This window comes from Micromonospora sp. DT227, from assembly GCF_049841835.1.
In the GTDB taxonomy this organism is placed as follows: domain Bacteria; phylum Actinomycetota; class Actinomycetes; order Mycobacteriales; family Micromonosporaceae; genus Micromonospora.
The window spans coordinates 1049947-1073188 of record NZ_JBNCLA010000001.1 but is presented as its reverse complement, the minus strand read 5'-3'; the positions used below and the strand labels follow the sequence as shown (position 1 = coordinate 1073188).

18 protein-coding genes are annotated in these 23242 nt (G+C 69.5%); 11 read left to right on the top strand and 7 right to left on the bottom strand.

Annotated features, from left to right (window positions below; translation table 11 throughout):
• Positions 1–85: 85 nt before the first annotated feature.
• The 4 genes from ACLQ2W_RS05265 to ACLQ2W_RS05250 all read left to right on the top strand — a co-directional run bounded on the left by ACLQ2W_RS05265 (position 86) and on the right by ACLQ2W_RS05250 (position 3778).
• Positions 86–1180: an Acg family FMN-binding oxidoreductase gene (locus ACLQ2W_RS05265; RefSeq protein ID WP_425785436.1), complete on the top strand. Its 1095-nt coding sequence runs from the start codon at positions 86–88 to the stop codon at positions 1178–1180.
• Entirely contained in the window at positions 1149–1586 is a 438-nt protein-coding gene (locus tag ACLQ2W_RS05260) for a DUF1003 domain-containing protein (RefSeq protein ID WP_425785435.1), read from the top strand. The genes ACLQ2W_RS05265 and ACLQ2W_RS05260 overlap by 32 nt, the downstream gene beginning before the upstream one ends.
• A gap of 219 nt (positions 1587–1805) precedes the next feature.
• A complete protein-coding gene (locus ACLQ2W_RS05255; protein ID WP_425785434.1) occupies positions 1806–2987 on the top strand; it encodes a low temperature requirement protein A in 1182 nt (393 codons plus the stop codon).
• Between the two features lie 335 nt (positions 2988–3322).
• Positions 3323–3778, top strand: coding sequence for a hypothetical protein (locus ACLQ2W_RS05250; protein ID WP_425785433.1), 456 nt, complete (start codon positions 3323–3325; stop codon positions 3776–3778).
• A 37-nt stretch (positions 3779–3815) separates the two neighbouring features.
• Here the strand turns inward: ACLQ2W_RS05250 and ACLQ2W_RS05245 are convergent, their stop codons facing one another.
• The 3 genes from ACLQ2W_RS05245 to def all read right to left on the bottom strand — a co-directional run bounded on the left by ACLQ2W_RS05245 (position 3816) and on the right by def (position 7028).
• Entirely contained in the window at positions 3816–4016 is a 201-nt protein-coding gene (locus tag ACLQ2W_RS05245; RefSeq protein ID WP_425785432.1) for a Fe-Mn family superoxide dismutase, read from the bottom strand.
• Positions 4017–4316: 300 nt separating this feature from the next.
• Complete coding sequence (locus ACLQ2W_RS05240; RefSeq protein WP_425785431.1) at positions 4317–6020, bottom strand: tetratricopeptide repeat protein; 1704 nt, start codon at positions 6018–6020, stop codon at positions 4317–4319.
• A gap of 282 nt (positions 6021–6302) precedes the next feature.
• Positions 6303–7028: a peptide deformylase gene (def, locus tag ACLQ2W_RS05235; RefSeq protein WP_425785430.1), complete on the bottom strand. Its 726-nt coding sequence runs from the start codon at positions 7026–7028 to the stop codon at positions 6303–6305.
• A gap of 626 nt (positions 7029–7654) precedes the next feature.
• Here def and purB point away from each other — a divergent pair.
• From purB to ACLQ2W_RS05210, 5 genes are read left to right on the top strand one after another with little or no spacing between them, the layout of a single operon-like run.
• Positions 7655–8962 carry an adenylosuccinate lyase gene (purB, locus tag ACLQ2W_RS05230; protein ID WP_425785429.1) on the top strand — a complete coding sequence of 436 codons (1308 nt, stop codon included), beginning with the start codon at positions 7655–7657 and terminating at the stop codon, positions 8960–8962.
• Entirely contained in the window at positions 8949–9356 is a 408-nt protein-coding gene (locus ACLQ2W_RS05225) for a GNAT family N-acetyltransferase (RefSeq protein ID WP_425785428.1), read from the top strand. Before purB ends, ACLQ2W_RS05225 begins: the two co-directional genes overlap by 14 nt.
• A gap of 48 nt (positions 9357–9404) precedes the next feature.
• Positions 9405–11093 (top strand): hypothetical protein, encoded by a 1689-nt coding sequence (locus tag ACLQ2W_RS05220; RefSeq protein ID WP_425785427.1) that lies wholly within the window; start codon positions 9405–9407, stop codon positions 11091–11093.
• Entirely contained in the window at positions 11086–12480 is a 1395-nt protein-coding gene (locus tag ACLQ2W_RS05215; RefSeq protein WP_425785426.1) for an amidase, read from the top strand. The genes ACLQ2W_RS05220 and ACLQ2W_RS05215 overlap by 8 nt, the downstream gene beginning before the upstream one ends.
• Before the next feature lie 19 nt (positions 12481–12499).
• Positions 12500–14038, top strand: coding sequence for a glutamine synthetase family protein (locus ACLQ2W_RS05210; RefSeq protein WP_425785425.1), 1539 nt, complete (start codon positions 12500–12502; stop codon positions 14036–14038).
• Between the two features lie 11 nt (positions 14039–14049).
• Here the strand turns inward: ACLQ2W_RS05210 and asnB are convergent, their stop codons facing one another.
• Positions 14050–15882 carry an asparagine synthase (glutamine-hydrolyzing) gene (asnB, locus tag ACLQ2W_RS05205; protein WP_425785424.1) on the bottom strand — a complete coding sequence of 611 codons (1833 nt, stop codon included), beginning with the start codon at positions 15880–15882 and terminating at the stop codon, positions 14050–14052.
• 142 nt (positions 15883–16024) lie between these two features.
• On the bottom strand, positions 16025–17344 hold the full coding sequence (gene ccrA, locus ACLQ2W_RS05200; RefSeq protein WP_425785423.1) for a crotonyl-CoA carboxylase/reductase: 1320 nt from the start codon (positions 17342–17344) through the stop codon (positions 16025–16027).
• Between the two features lie 573 nt (positions 17345–17917).
• On the opposite strand from ccrA, the gene ACLQ2W_RS05195 reads away from it, so the two are divergent.
• Positions 17918–18856: a LuxR C-terminal-related transcriptional regulator gene (locus tag ACLQ2W_RS05195; RefSeq protein WP_425785422.1), complete on the top strand. Its 939-nt coding sequence runs from the start codon at positions 17918–17920 to the stop codon at positions 18854–18856.
• A 7-nt stretch (positions 18857–18863) separates the two neighbouring features.
• Here ACLQ2W_RS05195 and ACLQ2W_RS05190 read toward each other — a convergent pair whose 3' ends face one another.
• On the bottom strand, positions 18864–20363 hold the full coding sequence (locus ACLQ2W_RS05190) for a methylmalonyl-CoA mutase family protein (protein ID WP_425786017.1): 1500 nt from the start codon (positions 20361–20363) through the stop codon (positions 18864–18866).
• A gap of 205 nt (positions 20364–20568) precedes the next feature.
• Between ACLQ2W_RS05190 and ACLQ2W_RS05185 the strand changes: the two genes are divergently transcribed.
• Positions 20569–22302, top strand: coding sequence for a fatty acyl-AMP ligase (locus tag ACLQ2W_RS05185; RefSeq protein WP_425785421.1), 1734 nt, complete (start codon positions 20569–20571; stop codon positions 22300–22302).
• A 101-nt stretch (positions 22303–22403) separates the two neighbouring features.
• Here ACLQ2W_RS05185 and ACLQ2W_RS05180 read toward each other — a convergent pair whose 3' ends face one another.
• Positions 22404–23240 (bottom strand): aspartyl/asparaginyl beta-hydroxylase domain-containing protein, encoded by an 837-nt coding sequence (locus ACLQ2W_RS05180; protein ID WP_425785420.1) that lies wholly within the window; start codon positions 23238–23240, stop codon positions 22404–22406.
• Between the last annotated feature and the right edge of the window lie 2 nt (positions 23241–23242).

Here is a 23242-nt window from a genome sequence, read left to right as displayed (position 1 = left end):
CCCTCCCCTCTCCTCGCCCACGCGGGCCCCTTGCGACCAGCCGGTACCGGTGACCGCGCGAGAAGGCCCGAGAAGGGACCTCGTCGTGTCCACGCAGACTCACCCGACCGGCAGTGGATCCATGACCCAGGCGCTGGTCGATGCGGCCACCGTCGCGGGCCACGCGCCGTCGATCCTCAACACCCAGCCATGGCGGTGGCGGATCGCCCGGAACCGGCTGGACCTCTTCATCGACCACGACCGGGTCCTCGACAGCACCGACCCCGACGCCCTGCTCGCCACGCTGAGCTGCGGAGCCGCGCTGCACCACGCCCGGATCGGCCTGGCCGCGCAGGGCTGGCACGTCACCGTCGCCCGGATGCCCGACCCGGCCGACCCCGGCCATCTGGCGCGACTGCGCGTCGACGGGCGGGCACCCGTCGAGCTCCAGGCCGTCCGCCGTACGCACACCATCCGGCTCCGGCGCACCGACCGCCGTCCCGTCACCGGCCTTCCGGTCGGGTCCGACGATCTCGGGGCGATCAGCGCGGCGGCACGGGCTGAAGCGACGTTGCTGCACGTCCTGCGACCCGATCAGGTGGTGGATCTCGCCGCCGCGACGAGCCATGCCCAGGAGACAGAGACCGCCGAGCCGGCGTGGCAGGCGGAGCTGGCGTACTGGACCGGCGGCTCCCGGCCGGCGGGCACCGGCATTCCCGACACCGCGATTCCGCTCCATGCGCCGCAGACGACCGTGCCCGGGCGCGACTTCGGCCACCGCGGCGACCTGCCCGTCAGCACCGGGCATGACCACAACGCCACCTACGCGGTGCTCTACGGCCGCGCCGACCAGCCGATGGACTGGCTACGAGCGGGCGAGGCCCTGTCGTCGGCCTGGCTCACCGCGACCGAACTCGGCGTGTCCGTGCTCCCGATCAGCGCCCCCGTCGAGGTAGCCGACAGCCGGCAGACCATCCGGCGGCTGGTGGCCAACCTCGGACACCCGTACCTGGTGCTGCGCTTCGGCATGCTCGACACCGACGACCCGGGACCGGCGCACGCACCGCGGCTGCCGGCCGGCCAGGCCATCGACCGACCTCCGCCGGCGGACTTCCGCTCCGGCACGGCTCCGGTCGGAAGACCAATCAACCGGAAGGGCGACGGTCGGCATGAACCCACGTCACCACCGGCACCCCGCTAACCAGTACCGGCTCGACCACCGCACCTCCGGACAACGGCTGGCCGACTCGGTCACCTCGATCTTCGGCTCCTGGCGATTCATCATCATCCAGACCGGCATCGTGAGCGCCTGGATAGCCGTCAATGTCGCTGCCGTGCTGCACCGCTGGGACCCCTACCCGTTCATCCTGCTCAACCTGCTCTTCTCCACCCAGGCCGCCTACGCCGCCCCACTGATCCTGCTGAGCCAGAACCGCCAGGCCGACACCGACCGGGTGAAGGCCGAACACGACTACCAGGTCAACCAGCTCGCCCTGCAATACCTCATCGCCTGGCACCGCGACGCGCACGGCGACACCTGCGACTGCGTGCGGCGGGCCGAACCGGTCGTCCGCGGCATACTCACCACACTTGCTCGGGATCTGTGACACAGCCCCGGGCAGGTCAGGCCCCGCCAGTAGTCACGGGCAGCCCACGTGGCGCGAGTGACTGGCACAATCGCACAGGACAAACCGCATCTTTGCCGCATTGAGGCTTACACCCTCGATAAGGTCGTTCAGGGGCTTCCTTGCCACCCGACTCGGTCAGTTCCCCTACTGCAGTCCCTCTCCAGTCCTGAGGACCCGGAGTCAGTAGACGGGAACCTGATGACGATCGACCAAGCGGTAGGGCTGGCCCGGGAGGGCGAGGGGCCCCAGCGGGCGACCCTTTTGGAACTGTTTCTCGACCTGGTATTCGTCGCCGCGCTCGCCCTGACGTCAAGAACCCTGGCGCAGAATCTCGGCTGGGTGGGGGCCTTCCAGACCGTGGTGCTGCTGATGGCGATCTGGTGGGTCTGGTCGGTCACCGCGCTGGTGACCGACCTGTACCACACGCAGCGGCCACCCATCTTCGTCATGACGCTCTGGGTCATGCTCGGCACCGTCCTGATGGCTGGCTCGCTGCCCGGAGCCTTCTCCGATCACGCCCTGATCTTCGCGGGCGCATACGTGGCGATCCAGGTGGGGCGTGGCATCTTCCTCATCGCCGCGCTGCACGGCAGCAGGACGCGAGTGCGCTCCAGCCGGTTCACCTTCTGGTTCGTCGTGTCCGCAGTACCGTGGCTCGCCGGCAGTCTCGTGGCGGGCACGGCGCGGGGTCTGCTGTGGGCCGCGGCGCTCGCCGTCGACTACGGGGCAGCCTGGCTCCGGTACCCCACGCCCCGGCTCGGTCGGGTACCTACGTCCCAGTACACGGTGGCGGCCGACCACTTGGCGGAGCGCTACCAGCAGTTCTTCACTCTCGCCCTCGGTGATCTCATCCTCCTCACCACTCTGACCTACTCCGACAACGACGCGACGATCGGCCGCACAGCGGCGCTCGTGCTGGCCTTCGCCGTCAGCGTGCTGCTGTGGCAGATCTACGTCCACCGCGCCGGCGCCCTACTCAAGGCCACCATCGAATCCTCCCGAGATCCCGGCGGATTCGTGCGTTCCGCACCGAACACCCATCTGCTGATGGTGGCCGGCGTCGTCGCCGCCTCCGCCGGCTTCGAGGTCGTCATCACCCACCCCACCGACCACACCACCCCCTGGCTGGCCGGCGTCATCCTCGGCGGCCCCGCGTTGTTCCTGACCGGACGAGCCCGATTTGAATACGAGGTGTTCAGCCGGGTGTCACCATCCCGGCTGGTCGCGCTGCTCGCGCTGATCATCGCCGGCCCCGCTCTGCTGCTCGCACCCACTCTGGTGGCCGGGCTCACCGCCACCCTCGTCCTGGCGGGGGTCGCCATCGCGGACGGCGTCCGGGCCCGCGGCAACCCACCCGAGCAACCCAGACCCTCCATGTAGCCGCGGGTGCAAGGCCACTCAGACAACGCCCCATCGGAAGCCGGGCCCTCGGCTAATCTTCAGCAGACGGAGTCTCCAGGTGACTCCAGTTGATCTTTATGGGCAGGGTGAAGCGGCCGGCGCGATGGGGTCGCGCCGGCGGAGAGCGGGCCGCTTCAGGCTGCGGCGCGGACGTTACTGCCGCTGCCACCGGGCAGCGTCTACGCTGAGCCTCTCGGCCACCGAAAGGTCTAAAGCTGTCCACAACGTACAGATGATCATGTGGTGGCCGGACCTGTTTCCGAGGGTCTCAGCTCAGATCACGAACGGCAGCTGCCGTACTCGGCTGCCCCCAGATGTCGCTGCGTAACGGCTGGTACCTGGAAAACTACACCGCCCAGCTCCCTCAGGTGCTGGAGGGGGGAGCCGTTGTCGGGGCCACCGGCCAGGGAAAAATCAGCGCCGCGACCCGCGCCGACTACGCCGACGCCGCGGCGGTCGTGCTAACCGCCGACGGCCACACCGGCAAGGTGTACGAACTGGGCGGGGACGAAGCTTTCACCCTCACCGAGTTGGCCGCGGCAATCTCGGCCGCCACCGGTAAGCAGATCGAGTACGTCGATATGACAGCCGACGCGTTCGCCCGGGTGCTGACCGACGCGGGTGTACCCGCCGAATTGGTTCCCGTTCTCGCTGACGCTGATCTGGCCATGAGCCGCGACGAGATGTTCACCGATTCCGGCGACCTGCGGCGCCTGATCGGACGGCCGACCACGACCCCGGCCGAAGCGATCGCCGCCGCACTGCGCTGACCGGCCGACGCTGCGTTCCTCGCCCCGTTTGTCCTGCTCATGTCGATCGGAGTAAGTGTCCGGAGCCCTGCACGCTCTTCGTCGCCGCCGACAGCTGCCCGGCGAAGCCGTCAAAGGAGCCGAAGTGCTCGTCGATCGCGGCGGCCACTTCGCCGTCGGGGCGGTCGCCGCCGTCCGGGGACAGGTTGTTCCAGAAGATCGAGTGCAGCACGTGCCCGGACAGGTTGAACGCGCGCACGAGCGACTGGTCAGGTAGCCCGGACAGAGAGAAGCAGCAGGCCAACAGCCTGCGGACACACGCAGTGCGTCGGGTTGGGACACCGATGCTCTTTCCCCCGAGCAACGAGGGCGCGAGCGCCCAGTCTCGCGACCTGGGGTTCACCCGGGTGGCAGAAAGTGGCAGGCGTTCACCCACGTTCCCCGGACCCGTGTTCTCCGTTGTCCATTCGCCCGGCTGCCTCGGTGGCGGGGGCGCCGAGGACAGGGTGGGGGCGACGGAGGAGACCGGCGCACGATGAACGCCGGGCTTCCCGGTGGGTCAGCCAGCGAGCGCCCGGCGGCAACGGGCGAGTTCCGCGCGCAGGTCCCGGCGTAGGGCACGGTTCAGGCCGGGCTGGGCGAGTGCCTGGGCGAAGTCGCGGGCCGCCTCGTCCCACCGGCCCAGTCGGGCCAGGGCGGTGCCGCGGTTGTAGCGCGGCACGGGGGCAGCCGACAGCGCCACCGCCCGGTCCAGGTCGGCGAGCGCGGCGGCCACGTCACCGCGCTCGAACCGGACGGCGGCCCGGTTCGTCCATGCCTCCACCAGTTCGGGGTCCTCGCTCAGGGCACGGGTCAGCAGTTCGTCGGCCTCGGCGGCTCCGCCACGCTCAGCGCGGACCAGGCCCAGGGTGCACAGCAGTGCGGGCTCCTGCGGTGCGCCGGCCAGTCCGGCACGCGCGCCGGCCTCGGCGGCGTCGAGCGCGCCGCGTTCCACATGCAGGTTGACCAGGGCGATCCGGGCGTCAAGGTGACCGGGGTCGATGGCGAGCACGCGTTCCAGGTCGGCGCGCGCTCGCCCGGGGCGGCCCCGTTCCTGCTGGAGCATGGCCCGGTTGTAGTACGCCTCAGGCAGGTGCGGTCCCAGTCGAATGGCGGCGTCGTAGTCCTTGATCGCGGCCCGGGTCCGGCCCGCGGCCCGGTACAGGGCAGCGCGGTCCACGTAGTACTCGCAGTTGCCGGGGTCGTGGGCGATCACGGTGTCCAGGTCGGCCAGCGCCCGCGCCGGGTCGCCCAGCGCGAGGTGGACCTGCGCCCGGTTGTGGCGCAGCCGGGCCAGGTCCTGCGGACGCTCGCCGGGGCCGAGTGCGGCCGTCAGCCGGGCCAGCCCGTCGTCGACGCGCCGCAGCGCCTGGTCGGGCCGGCCGGCCCGGCTGTCCAGCAGCGCCAGGCCCTGCTCGTAGAAGACCGTCGACAGCAGCCGCTGACGGGGGTCGGCCAGCCCGGCGGCGAGGTGCAGCGCCCGTTCCAGCCAGAGTCGGGCCTGTTCCGGGTCCTGGTCGGCCGCCGGCAGGTGCCGGGCGTGCAGCATGGCGGTGGCGTACGCGGCCGACATGGTGATCTTCGGATCGTCGGTGCCGGCCCGCGCCTCGTCGTAGAGGTCGAGCGCCTCGGTGGCCCGGTCCAGGGCTGCCAGTGCGGTGGCCAGGCCGGTGGTGAATGCCCACCAGTGCCGCAGGTCGCCGTCCGGGGTGACCGCCGCCCGCCCGCGCCGGGCGACCCGGGCCGCGTGGTGGTAGAAGCCGCCGGCCAGGCCGTCACCCAGGGCCCGCCGTAACGCCTGCGGGGTGCGCTCGTCGGGCGTCGGGTCGGGGGCTCCGCCATCGCGTAGGTCGAGGCGCACCGGGGTCGACCCGAGTCGGCGGCCCAGCGCGTCCAGCAGTTCGGCGGTCGTCTCGTCGGCACTGGCGACGTGATCGAACCGGATGGTCACGGGTCGCCGGAGCGTACCGGCCCATGCCTCCACCAGTTCCGCCGCGCCGTACGCCAGGCAGGCGGTCCGGCGGGCGGGGTGGAACCGGATCGGCTCCTCCTCGGCGGCCGGCCGGGCCGCCGGATCGAGATGGGGGGCGATCGCGCGCAGTTCGACCGTGTGCCGGGCCGCGATGCGGGGCCGGTCGGCGGCGACCCGGCCGAGGAAGGCCGAAACCCCGGCGTACGGCCCGTGGTCGCGGTGGCAGTCGTAGCGCTCCGGTCCGCCGGTCACCGCCGTGCCCACCGCCGCAGAGGCGGGCGCCCGGGAGCGCCCGCCGGACCGGCAGTTACCAGCACCACTCGATCCACAGCCGACGTGCGCCGGACACCAGGCGGAGTGCAGTGGTGCGACGGATGGTCATCTTCTTCATGGGAACCTCCGATGTGATCCACCTCAGGACGGGCCCAGAGCGTAATCCCGGTCGATGAAAATCAGAAGAGCGCTCATGATTCGCGGTGATGTGGCGTGGCCGGTATCCACCGTCCCCTTCGGGGGGGCCTGCCGGCGCCGAACCTAATGGTCCAGGTCGCCGGAGGCGCCGTCAGCGAGTGGGCCACCAGGCCGGACCTCGGCCGGCTCCTTGCCCATGGCCGCCGCTCGGGCCGCGCGCTCCGCGAAGACCTGGTCCCGCCTCTCGCTCATCTCCTGCATCACGGCCCGGCGGTTGCGCTTGCTGAGCCGGTCGATGTAGAGCATTCCGTCGACGTGGTCGGTCTCGTGCAGCAGGCATCGTGCGAAGTAGCCCGTGCCGGCGATGCGAATCCGATTGCCATGCAGGTCGAAGCCGTGCGCCACCACCTGATCCGGACGGGCGAGGGAATGCCCCGCACCCGGCACGGACAGGCAGCCCTCCGTGGCGTCCACGAGCCGGCGGGCATCGTCGGCGGGCAGCTCGACCTCCGGATTCAGGATGTGCCCTACGTGGCGGATGCCGTCGTCGTCCGGGCAGTCGTAGACGAACAGGCGCAGATCGACATCGACCTGGTTGGCGGCGAGGCCGACGCCCTGGGCGGCGTACATGGTGGCGAACATGTCGGCGATCAACTGCTCGAGCTCAGCGGTCCCGAATTCGGTCACGTCCCGGCAGCGGCGGCTCAGGATCGCCTCACCGACCTCGGTGATCCGCAGGATGCCGCCGTGCTCCGTGTCCGGCGCCAGCTCGGGGAAATCGTCGACCGGCTGACCCAGCAGGCGGACACGCCGGTCGACGGCGTCGCCGGGGGATCGCAGGACTGACATGTTTTCTGACCTCCTCGGGCTGGCATGACGGCGATTGATTCATCACGATAAGCGCTATTCAGACAGTTCGCCAACCGCCGGGCCGACGACCAACTTATCAGCCACCCGTACCGGACGGAGGGTCCGTCCACTGCGTAGTCGAGGGGTCGTTCCCGACCGGTCGGGAGCGCCGACGGAACCCGCCTCGCCGCCTGTCTGTCCTGGTGAAGGCGCGGGCGCGAGCGCGAACGGCGGAGGTTCGCCAGCGGGCGGGGGTTGGCGGTTGATCGAGCCACGTCGTAGTATAGCGAACGTCGATGGATCAGATCCGAGTCTGCCTTTGTCAACGATTTCGGGGCTGTGACAGTGGACTATCTCACGGGGGAAGTACTGATGCAGGTTTCCGAATCTGCTCTGCCATCAGCTGGACTCCTGCGCGCCAACCATGCCGGAATCGCGGTGGCGGGCCCGGAGATCAGCAGGGCCGGTGTCGTCCACGAGGCGATGACGCGTGGCACCTCCCGCCAGTGAGTGGCCTCCACGACACCCGATGATCGATTTCCGATCTGGAGTGGATTATTGATTCGAAACAGCGGAAATGCGCAACGGTCGTCCACCGAGGGCGCGGCAATCAGCGGAGTCCGGCCGTGATCGAGCGTTATGCTCTGCCGGAAATGGCGCGCCTCTGGGCCGACGAGGCGAAGTACGCTCTGTGGGCTCGCATAGAGAGCCTGGTCGCGGAGGTGCAGGCGCGATCCGGAATCATTCCGGCCGGGGCCTTCGAGATCATCCGGTCGACCCCGGCTCCGGCCGTGGAGGCGGTCCGGCGCAACGAACAGCTGCGGGACCATGAAATCCTGGCCTTCCTCGCTGCCTACACCGAGGCCATGCCAGCCGACGCCGCACGCTGGGTGCATCACGGCCTGACCAGTTATGACGTGGTGGATACCGGCCTCGGTCACACCCTTGCCGCCTCCTGCGACCTTCTGCTGACCGAGGGGCGCCGGTTGCTCACCGCGCTGGCGGGCCAGGCGGCTCGCCACTGGGACACGATCTGCATCGGACGCACGCACGGCGTGCATGCCGAGCCGACGACCTGGGGCCAGAAGATGGCACTGTTCGCGTTTGCCGTGGAGCGCGGCCTGCGCCGGCTCGCCGCGGCCCGGACATCGGTGGCGGTCGGCACCGTCTCCGGCCCGGTCGGCACGTACGCGGATCTTCCGCCCGCCGTCGAGGCGCACGTCTGCGGGGCCCTGGGTCTTGCGGTGGAACCGATCCCGTCGCAGGTCGTCGCCCGGGACCGGCACGCGGAGCTGTTGTCGGCGATAGCGGTCGGTGGGGCCGTCGTCGAACAGATCGGACTGGAGTTCCGCCTGCTGCAGCGCACCGAGGTGGCGGAGGTGGAGGAGCCCCGGGCGGTCGCCTACCAGGGGTCCTCTGCCATGCCGCACAAGCGCAACCCGTCCACCAGCGAACGGCTCGTCGGCCTGGCGCGGCTGCTGCGGGCCAACGCGTCCGCCGCTCTGGAGAACGTCGCGCTGTGGCACGAGCGTGACCTGGCCCACCAGTCGGTTGAGCGGGTCATTCTGCCGGACAGCCTGACAGTGGCCCACTTCCAACTCTCCACCGCTGCCGGCCTGATCGAGGGGGCGCGGGTCGACGCCGAGCGGATGCGGAAGAACATCGGCGCTACCCGTGGCCTCATCTACAGCTCACTGGCCTATCGGGACATGGTGGCCGCCGGCGTCGACCGTGAGTCGGCCCACCGTCTGGCGCAGTCCGCCGCCAAGCACGCGTGGGAGAACGAGCAGGAGTTCACCCAGGCCCTGAAGGAAGCCGGCGTCGAGGTGGGGGCATCCGATTTCCGGCCGGAGCGGTTCCTGACCAGCCGCGGACACCTCCGGCAACGCCTGACCAATCTGATCGAGGAGTACGAGTTAGATGTGGCGCACTGAGATCGTCGACGGCACGAAACTGGACGTCGAAGAGGTTGCGGCCCTGTATGTCGCCTCCACGCTGGCCGAGCGGCGGCCCGTCGGCGATCGGAAGCGGTTCACCGAGATGCTGAGGAACGCCAACCTGGTCACGGCTGCCTATCAGGAAGACCTGTTGATCGGCATCAGCCGCAGCCTGACCGACTGGTCCTACGCGACGTACCTCTGCGATCTGGCGGTGGACCGCCGCTTCCAGCGGCAGGGCGTGGGCAAGGACCTGCTTCGCGCCACTCAGGAGGCAGCACCCACTACCAAGATCATCCTTCTCTCCGCGCCGGCCGCCACCGATTACTACCCCCACGTGGGGTTCAAGCAGCACAACTCGGCCTGGGTGCTCGACCCGATCGAATCTTGACCCGGTCGCGTCGCTCCGACGACGTGAAGACAGAGCGGGGGCTCGTACATGATGACGCTTCGAACCGACGGATTCGCGGCGCTGGTCGCCGAGGCGGCCGAACGAGCGCGGAAGTGCGCGAAGGTGCAAGAGGCCGTACGCATCGCCCAGGCGCTCGACGGCCGGGTGCCGGACGAGATCGGAACCGCCTCGCTCACCCTGGCCGAGCAGTGCCTGCTGGATCTGGCGGTCGGTGCCGACGCCGTGCTGGTCGACGAGGGGGGTGACGGATACCGGCTGGCGCTCACCGCTACCGGACGGGCCCGGGTGCTGCCGCCGCAGGCGGAGCCCCTGTCAGGCGACCAGATTCTAGGCGGCATCCGCTTCCCGGCGACGATGACCGCGGCGGACCGGGTCTGGCAGATGGCCGGTGGCCTGGAACGCCGCATCTTCACCGACATCGCGCGGGAGTTGGCCGCCCGGCCGCTCGCCGAGGTCCACGAGGAGCTGACCCGGATCGGGTACTCGTTGGTCCACCTGGCCCCGGTGCTGCTCTACGTGGCCGACCGCACCTACAGCAACCTCGGCGCCTTCTCCAACCTGCCGGGCAAGTCGATCCGGGTGGATTCGCCCGCTTCGGTGCTGACCGTCCTGCGTGATACGCCCATCGCCGAATGGGCGGTGGAGGATGCGGTCTTCGTGGCGTGCCTGTCGGCGTTGCTGCGTTCCGGTCCCGCGGTACGCGCGGAGGAGTTCAACGGCGTCCAGCTCACCCCGGACCGCGTGGAGACCTTCCTGTTGGAACGCATCGAGGCGTACGGCGGACCGGTGCCGGACCTGCACCACCTCGGCCGGCTGGGCCGCCTCGACACGCTGGCTGAGCATTGCTCGCGTCTGCGGCACGAGCTCGTCGACAACGGGGTGTTGTTCTACCGGACCATCAACGGCCTGACGCTGCACAAGCGGGAGTACCTCCTGGCCGAACCGATCACCTATGCCGAGGTGCCGCCGGAGGTGCACGCCGTTCTGGCCGACGTTCTCGGCCAACCGGTCAAGGAGGATTTCGGCCCGGCGGGCGAGGCGCTTCGCGCCATCGTGGCCGGCTTCCCCCTGGCGCCCGCGGTCAAGGACTTCACGACTCCCTTCGAGGAGTTCCTCCACCGGCTGCTGACCGGGGTGGCGAACAGCACCGCGTCGGACGTGTCGATGGGCCGCGGTCCGCGCGCGCTGGCCGCGCTGTCCCGGGCCGCCGCCCCGGCGGACGTGCAGCTGAAAATGGGCACGAGCGAGTTCTACTGCTGCGTGACGCCGAGTGCGGCTTTCGAACGGCGCTTCGCCGGCGACCGTGACCAACTGGTCCGGGCGCTCTCGGCCTACAGCAGCCGGATGCGTTACAACACGTGGCACTACCTGCCGCACACGTTCGGCCTGACCGGGCGGACGCGGGACGACTGGTTCTTCGCGCCCACCATGCCGGACGTCACGGACTGGTCGGACCAGCATCACACCGGTCATGTCATGTTCGGCGTCCGCTACGCGATCCGGGTGCCGGTCGGCATCCACTTCGACGGCGGCTGGCGCCCCGGCCTCTTCGATCTGCGGTTGATGCGCGCCCGGGGGCCGGCGTACCGGACGGAGGATCTGCGGTCGGCGGTCGCGGTGGGACGGCTGATCGGTGAGTTGCACCAGGCGATGGCGGCCGATCCGCCGGTGGTCTCCGACTTCGGCAACGACTGGTACCGCCGGTTCTATGGCTGACGACCTGGTCCACGCCGACATCGCGACCCTGCGGGAACTGTTCGGTCGGCGGGCCGTCTCACCGGTCGAGTACGTCACCGACGTCCTCGACCGGATCACGGACCGGGATCCCGCGATCGGTGCCTTCGTGACGGTCGACCGGTTCGGCGCGCTGCGCTCCGCCCGCCGGGCGGAGCGGACACTGGGGGCACAGGGGCCGGCCGCGTTCGGGCGGCAACCCCTGCTCGGGATGGCGATCTCGATCAAGGATCTCATCCCCACCCAGGGGATACGGACCACCCGCGGCTCGTTGCTGCACCGCGACTGGGTGCCGGACTTCGACCCGCCGCTGGTGCGACGGCTGCGTGAGGCCGGCGCCGTCATCGTCGGCAAGACGAACACCTCCGAGTTCGGCTGGAGCGGAGCGAGCGGCAACCGGGTCGTCGGGCGTACGCGCAATCCTTGGGTGCGGGATCGCACCCCGGGCGGTTCGAGTGCCGGCGCCGGCGCGGCGACGGCGGCGGGATTCGGGGTGGGCTCGGTCGGCACCGACGGCGCAGGATCGATTCGCATCCCCGCCTCGTTCTGCGGCGTCGTCGGCTTCAAGCCGTCGTTCGGTCGGATCCCGTACGTACCGGCCAGCACCGAGCTTCTGTCGCATGCCGGACCGCTGGCTCGCACGGTGGCGGACGCGGCCCTGATGTACCGAACGATGGCCGGGCCGGATCCCCTTGATCCGTGGTCCCTGCCCGTCGACCGGGCGGAGACCCGAACCGCTCCGTCACGTATCGCCTGGGTGCCTTCCCTGGGCGCTCCGACACCTGATCCTCAGGTGGAGAGCGCATGTAGGGCTGCCGTGGCCGTCCTGGCCACGGCGGGCCACGACGTCGTCGAGATCGACTGGCCGTTCGAGGACCCCTATCCCGTGCTGGCCACCATCCTCGCGGTAGCCGACGCGGCAGGTCACGACGAGTCAGCCGACACGCTGATCGACCCGGGCCGGCGGGCCGTCATCGAGCACGGCCGCAGGATCTCCGGCACGGAGCATGCCGAGGCGTCACGGCTGCGGGGCGACTACACCGGTCGGGTGCTGCGGTGGATGGCTGACTACGACGTGCTCGCCACGCCGACGGTGCCCGGCCAGCCGTTCCCGGTGGGGCTCGATCAGCCCACGGACACCCCGGTGAAAGGGCCGGCCTCGTGGCTGGCCTGGACTCCGGCGACCTATCCCGCCAACCTCACCGGCCAGCCGGCCGTGTCGGTGCCGGTGGGACGCACGGCGGAGGGCTGCCCGGTCGGTCTGCAGCTGGTCGGTCGCTGGCGGGCGGACGAGTCGGTGCTGCGTGTCGCCGGGGAGCTGGAGCAGTTGCAGCCGTGGCACGACATGTACGACGACCTGGCCGACTGAGACCAAGGAGACAGTGATCATGGATGCCCCGGAGATCGCGGACTACAGCGGGACGGCCCGTTACGCCGCGTTCGGCACAGGCAGCGTGGGCTTCGTCGACGAGCACCGGCTGTTCGGTGAGGCGCAACAGGAGGCGACCGACAAGCTGCTGTCGCTGTCGGACAGCGTCGACCTGATCCGTGTGGTCTTCGGTGATCCGCACGGTCTGGTCCGCTCCAAGACGCTCACTCCGGCGACCTTCCGTACCGTACTGCGTAACGGCATGGACATGAGCCCGGGCCCGTTCGTCTTCGACACCGGGCATGCCGTCGCCATCGACTTCTTCGCCGACGGCGGTGGCATCAACCTGTCCGAGCTCACCGGAGCCGGCGACTTCGTCGTGATCCCCGACGCCCGCACCTTTCGCATCCTGCAACGTGGCGAGACCCGGGTCGGCTGGGTCATCGGTGACGAGTACCTCCGCAGCGGCAAGCCACACCCGCTCTCCAGCCGTGCCGTCCTTCGCCGGATGACCGATCGACTCGCCGCCTCCGGATTGGATTTCGTCGTCGGGCTGGAGATGGAGTGGTACCTGACCCGGTACACCGACCGTGCCGTCGGCACGGTCGGCGGGTTCGGGGTGCAGGGCAGCGCGCCGTCGGTCGAGCCGGTGAACCTGGGTTACCAGTTCAACTCCGACGCCTACCTCGATGATCTGCTGCCGGTGATCGGCCCGCTGTCGCGGGCCCTGGAGCAGGTCGGGCTTCCGCTGCGGACGATCGAACACGAGTCCGGACCCGGGCAGCTCGAATTCACGTTCAGTCCGATGAGTGGACTGGCCGCCGCCGACGCCGTCCTCCTGCTGCGGGGCATGACCAAGCAGATCTGCGCGGATCTGGGTTACCACGCCTCGTTCATGGCGCTGCCCGCGCTGGACGGCTTCGACGCCAGCGGGTGGCATCTCCACCAGTCACTGTTCGACCTGAACGCCGGGGCGAACATCTTCGCGGCCGACGAACCGGACCGGCTGCTGTCCCCGTTGGGCGAGCACTACCTGGCCGGTCTTCTGGCACACGCCCCGGCTGCCACGGCTCTCGCGGTACCGACGATCAACGGGTACCGGCGGCTCGACGAATCCTTCTCGCTCTCCCCGGACCGCACCTCGTGGGCGCCGGAGAACCGTGGGGCGCTGATCCGTGTGCTGGGCTCGGCGGGAGCGGCCGCGACGCACCTCGAGAACCGGGTCGGCGAGCCGTCGGCCAATCCGTATCTCTACCTGGCCGCCCAGCTTGCCGCCGGGCTGGACGGAATCGAACGCAAGCTTGATCCGGGCATCGCGGCCCAGAACCCGCACGATCCGGTGGCGAGCCGTCTGCCGACGAACCTGGTCGACGCGTTGGCCGCGCTGGAGGCCGATCCGCTCTATCGCACGGTGCTCGGCGAGCATCTGCTGACGGCTTTCCTGGCGCTCAAGCGCAGCGAGATCCGGCGGTACGGCGAATGGGCGGCAGGCCGTGAGCCGGTGGCGAGCAACCAGGCCACCGAATGGGAGCAGCGCGAGTACTTCGCCCACTTCTGAGCGTCGGCCGTTCACAGGTCGAGGGTCACGCCGCAGTCGGCGATCCAGTGGTGGAGTTGCAGAGCCATCTCGATGCTCATGCGGTTGACGCCGGTACTCAGCCCGAAGGAGGGATCGGTGAGCACCGACCGGACCCGGGCCGTGTCGAGCAGGTCGACGACCGGGGAACCCTGCTCCATGATGGTTTGCAGCCGGGCTCGGACCCCGAGCCGGTAGACCGGATCCTGAGCCGTCGGGAAGGGGGATTTCTTCCGCTGCAGAATGCTGCCCGGCAGCAGGTCTCGGACCGCGGCGCGGAGGAGGTGCTTCTCCTGGCCGCCGTGGTTCTTCTGCGCCCACGGCACGCTGTACACGTAGTCGACCAGCTCGTGGTCGACGAAGGGCACCCTGCCCTGCACCATGCCGACGTGGCCCAGCCGATCCCGCCGGTCCAGCACGATGCGCAGGTAACGGGTGAGGTTGAGGTAGGTCAGCTCACGCATCCGGCGTTCGGCGGCGTCCTCCTCACCGGTCAGCGGCACCTCGCGCAGCGCTTCCTCGTACCGGACGCTGATGTACTCCGGGACGTCGAGTTCCTTCACCAGCGTGCGGTCGACGAGCCCCGACACCATCTCCATCCGGTGAAAAGCGCCGAGCCAGGGAAAAGTCGCGGTCTTGACGTACCACGGATCCTGGAACCAGATGTAGCCGCCGAAGAGTTCGTCGGAGCCGTCTCCCGCCAGGACCGGCGCGGCGGTGCCGCCGATCCGCTGGGCCAGCCGCTGAAAGGCCACGTACATGTCGAGGCCGACCACCGGCTGCCCCATCGCCCGCACGACGGTGAGGTGCTGTTCCGGGTCCACGAGGTCGCTCGCGTCGAGCCGGAGCTCGTCGTGTTCGCTGCCCAGGAAGGCGACCATCTGCGCCACGTACGGGCTGTCCAGCGAGTCGTGCAGTTCGTCGGGCCGGAAGTGCTTGAGGTGGTGGGTGTACTCCAGCGAGAACGTGTGCAGGGTCCTGTCCGGCATCTCGTGGCTCGCCAGCGCCGAGATCGCACTGGAGTCGAGACCGCCGGAGAGCATGGCGCACAACACACCGGGTGCGACCTGGCGCCGTACCGAGTCCTGAAGGATCTCGCGCACCCGGACGGTGGTGGTCTCCAGGTCGTCTGAGTGGAGACGGGCCGAGATGGTCCAGTAACGCCGGCGGGCGAGACCGTCACGTGCGTACGTCACGATCTCGCCAGGCAGAACCTCCCGGACGCCCTTGAACACGCTCGTGCCCGGGGTGGGGGTGAAGCCGAACAACTCGCGCAAGCCGTCCTGGTCGACGACCGGCCGGACCAGTCCGCCGGCGAAGAGCCCGTGGGGTTCGGAGGCGAACGCGAATCCCCCGGGGGTGTCGGCGTAGTACAGCGGCTGGATGCCGAACCGGTCCCGGACCAGGGTCAACTGTTCACGCCCGGCATCCCAGATGGCGAAGGCAAACATGCCACGGAGTCGATCCACGCAGGCCGCGCCCCATTGCTGGTAGGCCCGCAGCACGACCTCGGCGCTTCCGACAGTGCCGAAGGCGTGGCCCTGGGCGGAGAGCTGCCGGCGAAGTTCCGCGGCGTTGAACAGCGTGCCGGCGCAGGCCAGAACCGTCGCGGCGGTCCCCGACCGGTCGACGGTCAGTGACGGGTGTACGCCGTCGGCCGGGTCGACGGCAGCGACCCGGCCGACCGTGATCCGGGCGTGCCGCGCCGACCAGTTCTGCCGCTGGCCGGGCCCGCTGCGGTGCAGGGGGCAGGAAATCGGCATTGCCGGCCCGGGACGATCACCGGCGCCTCGGCCGAAGGAAACAGTTCCCGCAATTCCGCACACTCGCGGGCTCCTTCCTGGCTGAGGGCCGGGGACGGCATGCCTTGTCCGGTTCCGCGCTCCAGGATGTGATCAGGAACAGGTTTTGATCGAAGCCTGACACTCCATTGGAGCGATGTCCACAAATTTCCGACGCGCGTGCGGGCTACCGTGGGCCGACGTAGGGCGCCACGTCCTCGATCCGGGCGCGGAGCTCCGGGTCGGTGACGCCGAGCCCTTCGCTGGGCGTCAGGCACAGCACGCCGACCTTGCCCACGTGCTTGTTCTCCTGCACCAGTCGGGCCGCCTCGGCGGTCTCGTCCATCGGGTAGCTGACCGAGAGCGCGGTCCTGATCCGGCCCTGGCTGATCAGTCGGTTCGTCTCCCACGCCTCCTGGTAATTGGCGCCGTGGCTGCCGATCACCCGCTTGAGCCGCATCCACAGGTAGCGGTTGTCGAACTCGTGCTGGTAACCGGTCGTCGAGCCGCAGGTCACCACGCTGCCGCCACGGCGGACGGCGAAGACCGAGACGCCGAACGTGGCGCGGCCGGTGTGCTCGAAGACGATGTGTGGGTCCTCGCCGTACTCGGCCCGGATGATTTTTCCCAGTCGTTTACCGACCTCTGCGGGATCGGGCAGGTCGCTGCCGACCAGACCGATGTCGTGCCGGTCGATCACCAGGTCGCATCCCAGCTTGCGCAGCTTGGCGGCCTTCTCCTCGCTGCTCACGACGCCGATGGGGACGCCGCCGCCGTTGCGGACGAACTGCACCGCGTAGGAGCCGAGCCCGCCGGTGGCACCCCAGACCAGGACCAGATCGCCCTGCTTCATCCGGGCGCCCCGCTCGCCGACCAGCATGCGGTACGCGGTGGCGGCGCACAGCGGAGTCGCGGCGGCCTCCTCCCAGGTGAGCGCCGCCGGCTTGCGCAACAGCTGGTTGGTCCGGGCGACGGCATAGTGCGCCAGCCCGCCGAAGTTGGTCTCGAAACCCCAGGCGCGCTGGTCGATGCCCAGCATGCCGTCCATGTGTGTCAGCGGGTCCTGGTCGTCCACGTAGGGTGCCGAAACCAGCACGTGGTCACCGACCCGCCAGTGCCGTACCCCCGCGCCCACCCGCACGATGACCCCGGCGGCGTCCGAGCCGAGCACGTGGTACGGCTGGTCGTGGCGAGCAGCCCAGCCGCCCTGCCGGCCGAAGCTGCGCAGGAAGGCGAAGGTGGAGATCGGCGTGAACATCGCCGACCAGACCGTGTTGTAGTTGATCCCGCTGGCCATCACGGCGATCAGGACCTCGTCCGGGGCCAGCTCCGGCATCGGCACCTCCCCGATCCGGATGGACCTGCGGACGTCCTTGTCAGCCGTCTCCTTGAACATCTCGGCGTCCTCGACGCGCAGGTGCGCTGCCGGGTACCGGTCCGGGACGGGCAGGCGTTCGAGTTCCTCGGCCGGTGCGCCGGCGACGACCGCTGCGGCAAGGGAATCCATTCGGTCTACTCCTCCCGTGACGTCCGGGTGCCCGGACGTGTGTGTCGTTCACTGGGTGTCCGCCGACGGCGGACCGGCGGACCGATTCGTCATCGTCCGCGTCGCGACCGTGCTCGCCCCCGGGGCGCGGCGGCGGACGCGGCACGGTCGTCATGAGCGGTGCCGCGAACCGGCGACCGCACGGGAGGGGCCGGTCGGCATCCGGTGCCGTGGTGATGCCCCGCCGTTGCCATCCCGCGCCGTCTCCTCCCGCTTCGGCGTCGCAGCGCCGTCCTCCCCTACCGGCGTATCGGAGAAACGGGTGCCGACGCGGACACCGCGGACGAGCGACGCGTGGGTGCGGCGGTGCAGCGCTGTCGATGCCAGATCCCCGTTGCGGACGGATTCTGCCGATGAGCCGCGGCGATCCGATCGCATTGTCCACCCTGCACCCTGATCATCCGATGCACCAGGCTCATGGTGTTTCATAGTTCCGCCAGGCGTCGATGCGAGGGAGTGAAGTTGGAGGAAATGGTGATTGCCGCCCTCCAGGGATTGCCGCGATTGTCTTCTCAGGACACTCGGGTCTATGCGTTGGCTGCCGAGCGGTCCGCCATCGGCCTCGAGGAACTGTGCGTCGAGACCGGCATGACGGCCGAGGAGGCACAGAGTTCTGTCGAGCGGCTCTGCGCCCTGCAGTTGATGCGTTCGCTGTCACCGACGTTCTCGCACCTCACCGTCGTCCCTCCGGACAGCGCCCGAGCGCAACTGCTCGACGCCGCGACGCAGGTGATCAATGAGGGCCAGCGGACGGTCGACCGGATCCGTTCGGACATCGACACGCTCGCCTCGGTGTACGAGGCGAGCGCGGCCAGCCGGGAGAGCCGGCAGGTGATCGAGGTGCTCGCCGACGAGCAGGCGGTGAGTCGGATGTTGCTCTCACAGGCGGCACGTGCCGTCCGGGAGGTGATGATCGCGCAGCCGGGCAGCGTCCAGCCGGAGGCGACGATCCGGGATCATCAGGCAATGACCCACCGGCTCCGGGAACGCGGCGTCGTGGTGCGGGCCCTGTACCACCACACCGCCCGGTTCGAGGCGTCGACCGGATACCACCTGACGCAGTTGCAGCACGCCGGCGCCGAGGTGCGCACCTACAGCGAGGGCATGAGCGCCATGCTCGTCTTCGACGATCAGGCGGCGATGATCGGCCTGCGGGACAACCCGGCCGGCATGCTGCTGGTCCGGGAGCCGAGCATGGCCGCCTTCGTCCGCCGGACGTTCGACCAGGCGTGGAGCGACGCCACCGCCCTGCCGGCCCGGTCCAACCGCGACGACGTGGCGCGGACGTCCGACGACATCAAGTCGACCATCCTCCGACTTCTCGCCGAGGGCCTGGAGGACAGGGTCATCGCTCAGCGGCTGGGCATGTCGTTGCGTTCCTATCAGCGGCACATGTCGCAGATCATGGCCCGGCTCGGGGCGCACAATCGCCTCCACGCCGGCTATCTGATCGGGCGCGACGGACTGGTGTGAGGCCGGGTCACCGAGGCCGGCCGGGAGGCTCGAGCGTCATCGCCGCTCGCATCTGCCCGATGGTGGCCCGTGCCCGCGCGGCTTCGATCAGGGCTGGCATGACGTTCCGCCCCGCCGCGGCATCGGCGTGCAGTCGGCCGAGTTCGGCGTTCACCCTCGGCCGGGGCACCCTCCGCCGCAAGGGCTCGGGCGGCTCGTGCCGTTCGTTGCGGATCAGGACCTCCTCGGTGGCCGTCCGAATCGGGTTGGACACGCCGACGCTCGGGCCGGGGGTGCGGAAGGCGAGGTCGTCGATCTCGCTCTCCAGCCATCCGCTCCGCACGCAGGCAGCCATCCCTCCACGCTCCTCGATCCGCCGCAGCCAGTCCTCCACCTCGTCGGTGAGTTCGGCCACGATGGACTCGATCACGTCCGAGCCGCCGAGCGGATCGACGTGCCGGGCCAGGTCGGTCTCCTCGGCCAGGATCTGATGGGTACGCATGGCGACGCGGGCGGCGAGTTCGCCGGGCGTCTGGTAAGCCTCGTCGAAACCGCAGATGTGCAGCGACTGCACCCCGCCGAGCACCGCGGCCACCGCCTGCAGCGTCGACCGTACGACGTTGTTCAGGGGTTCCTGGTGGGCGAGAGCGGAGCCGAAGGTGTTGACCTGGATGCGCATTTTCAGGGCGCGCTGTTCGGTGACCCCCCAGCGGGCGGCCAACCGCTGCGCGTAGATCGACCGGGCCACCCGGAACTTGGCCGCCTCGGCCAGCACCTCCATGTGGGTGCCGAAGATGAAACTGAACCTGCGGGCGATCTCGTCCGCCTTCAGCCCTCGACTCAACAGCCCGGCCAGGAACTCCTCGGCGTCGGCGATACCGCAGGCGATCTCCAGGCTGCGTGAGGCGCCGGCCTCCCGGGCGTGACCGCCGGAGATGGACACCGGGTTGATCCCCGGCAGGTTGCGGATGCAGTACTCCATGACGTCCAGCGAGTAACGCATGCTGGTGTCCAGATCGAAGATGTACGCCTTGCGGGCCAGGAACTCCTTGAGCATTTCGTTCTGGAGTGTCCCGCGTAGCGCCTTCGGCTCGACGCCGGTCTCCTCCGCCACGACCGTCCACATGGCGAGCAACATCGGGGCGGTGGCGTTGATGGTCATCGAGACCGACACCTGGTCCAGGGGGATGTCCGCGAAGACACCGGCCAGATCGTCGACGGTGACGATGGAGACACCCGTGCGGCCCACCTCGCCGTTGGCGAGCGGGTCGTCCGGGTCGAGGCCGAGTTGGGTGGGCAGGTCGAAGGCCAGGGACAGGCCGGTCTCGCCCATTTCCCGTAGGTACTTGAAGCGGGCATTGGTGCTCTCGGCGCTGCGCAGCCCCGCCAGTTGCCGCATCGTCCACAACTTGGTGGTGTAACCAGTCGGATGGATACCGGCATCGAAAGGATATTCCCCCGGTTTTCCCATGATCTCCTCCAGCTGACTCGCGTTCTCACTTTCGCATGCGTGAGCTGAGCTGCGCAGGACGATCGGGACTCGTATCTCGTGCTGGCGCGAAGCCGAGGGTCAAACAAAGCCGAAATGCCACACAAGTCAGACATGTTGCGGCGATCCACTCTTGCGCCCTCCCGAGCGGCGGTGGTTAGTATTCGGATGATCGCTCGGCGTCTATGACGAGAAGCATTTCACGGTGATCGGGCACCGGTCGCGAGACGGGGGATTTCGCAGCATGAGTGTCGTCGTCGACAGCATGAGTACGGCACAGGCGACGAGGACGCTCGTTGCCGCCCTCCGGGCCCGGGCCGAGGAGCAGCCCGACGACCCGGCATACGTCTTCCTGCGGAACGGCGAGGTGGAGGGTGACCGGCTGACCTTCCGGCAGCTGCATGAGGCCGCGCAACTCGTCGCCACGCGGCTGGCCACCGACATCCCGGTCGGCAGTCCGGTGGTGCTGCTCTACGAGGCCGGGCTCCAGTTCCACCGCGCGCTGCTCGGCTGCATGTACGCCGGCCTGCTGGCCGCACCGGTCAAGGTGCCGCACAGCCGGGTCGGCTGGGACCGGGTCCGCGCGGTGGCGTCCGACGCCGGCAGCGCCGTGGTGCTCACCACCGCCGACGTGCACGCCGGCCTCACCGAACGCTACGGCGCGGAGCCGGGCTTCGACGAACTGACGTGGATCCGCACCGACGACCTGCCGCAGCTCGCCGGCACGCCACGGTTGCCGGCGGTCGAACCGGACGACATCGCGCTGCTGCAATACACGTCCGGCTCCACCGGCACGCCGAAGGGCGTCATGGTGAGCCACCGGAACTTCCGGGCGAACGCGGCGGAGATCGAGGAGATCTGGCCGACGGACGGCGGCACGGTGGTCAGCTGGTTGCCGAGCTTCCACGACATGGGTCTGCTCTTCAACGTCGTGGTGCCGATCAGCAGTGGCATTCCGGCGGTACTGATGGCGCCCGAGGCGTTCATCCGTCGGCCGGCGCGCTGGCTCGAGGCGATCGAGAAGTTCGGCGGGACCCACGCGGCAGCCCCCAACTTCGCCTACGAACTGTGCCTGCTGGAGGCCGCCGAAGCCCAGGTCGACCTCAGCTCCTGGCGGGTCGCGGTCAACGGCGCGGAACCGGTGCGCTGGCGAACGGTCACCCGGTTCGCCGAGACGTTCGCATCGCGGGGTTTCGGCCCCGGCGCCATGTCGCCCGCGTACGGCCTGGCCGAGAACACCTTGAAACTCACCGGAAGCGGGCCCGGAGAAGCGCCGAGAGCGCTGCATCTGTCCGGTGCCGAGCTCGGTGCCGGACGGGTGACACCCTGTCCGCCGTCGGATCCCGGTGTCGTGCACCTCACCAGTTGTGGCGCCCCGCAGGGTTCATCGGTGATCCTGATCGTCGATCCGGCCACCCGTCGCCAGTGCCCACCCGCCACCGTGGGCGAGATCTGGGTGCAGAGCGATTGCGTGGCGGCCGGCTACTGGCGACGCCCGGCCGAGTCCGCCGAGACGTTCCGCGCACGACCGGCCGACGCGGACGGAGACGGCGGCTATCTGCGTACCGGCGATCTCGGCTTCCTGCAGGACGGTGAGTTGTACGTGACGGGCCGCTGGAAGGACATGATCATCCGGTCGGGCCGCAACTACTACGCCCAGGACCTGGAACTCGCCGCCGAGTCCGCCGATCCGGCGCTGCGCCCGTCCTGTGCCGCGGCCTTCTCGGTGGACCGGCAGGAACGCGAGGAACTGGTTCTCCTCGTCGAGACCGACGGGCGACTGCTGCGCCAGGTGCCGGCAGCCGAACTGACCGCCCGGATCGCGAGCCGGGTCCATAGCGCCTGCGGCATCCGGCCGGACGAGGTGCGGTTGGTCCGGCGGGGCAAGATCCCGAAGACGTCGAGTGGCAAGGTGCAACGCCGGCGCTCTCGCGAGCTGTACCTCACCGGGGCGCTGCCGTCGCTGGCCGCGCCCTGATCAGCGGCCGAGGCGGCACGGCGGCCACTCCGACCACACCACGGGCCGCCTCCGGTGCGGTGGCGAACGCGCCGCCACACCGCAGGCCGGCGCGACGAGGACTACTCCCCGGCCTCGCCCATCAGGACGGCCCGGCGCTCACGCCATTCGTCGGCCTTCTCGGCGTCCCCGGCCTGCTCGTACATCCGCGTGATGAGGTGGTAGCCCTGTCCGTCGTGGGTGTCGAAGCGGAAGAAGAGCTTCAGCAGGTGCTCCTCGGCCCGCTCGGCGGAACCGCCGGCCAGCAGCTCCGACGCGATCGCCAGTTCCTGCTCCAGCGCCGCGTCGTCCAGCGGTGGTAGCGATCTGACGTCGTCGGGCAGGAGATAGCCACCGGCGAGGATCTTCGACAGTTCCTCGGTCTCGTAACAGTCGATCACGATGTGGGTACGCTCCGGCCCGGTGACGTTACACACCCCGTGCCGGAAGACCGGGGCCAGCCGCCAGAGTTCGCCGACCTGCATGGAGATGGTGTTGCCGTCGATGGCCAGCACCGCCGACGGGTTCGTCACGAGAGGGATGTGCAGGCGGAAGTGATCCACCTCGGAAAGTTCGCCGTAGTCCCGGTGCTCCCATAGGTAGGCCCCGGCGTTCAGCCGCGCGAGCCGGACCCACATGATGTCCAGCGGCAGCGACGCCAGCAGATCCTTTGTCTTCGGCATGCGTTCCAGGATCTCGGTGGGCACCCCGCGTCCGTCGTGAATCGTCACGTCCGCGGACAGTCCACTTGGGTTGATCAGGGAAAGTGTGTACCAGCCACCGGACTGATAGTCACCGTAATTGACCGTCCAGCCGGTGGTGATCGCACGGACCTCGTCGGCGACGGCAGCCAGGAGGCCACGGTCCAGCGGCCCCAGGCGGGAGATCTGGTTCAGCAGCGCGGCGTGGGTGTTACTCACTT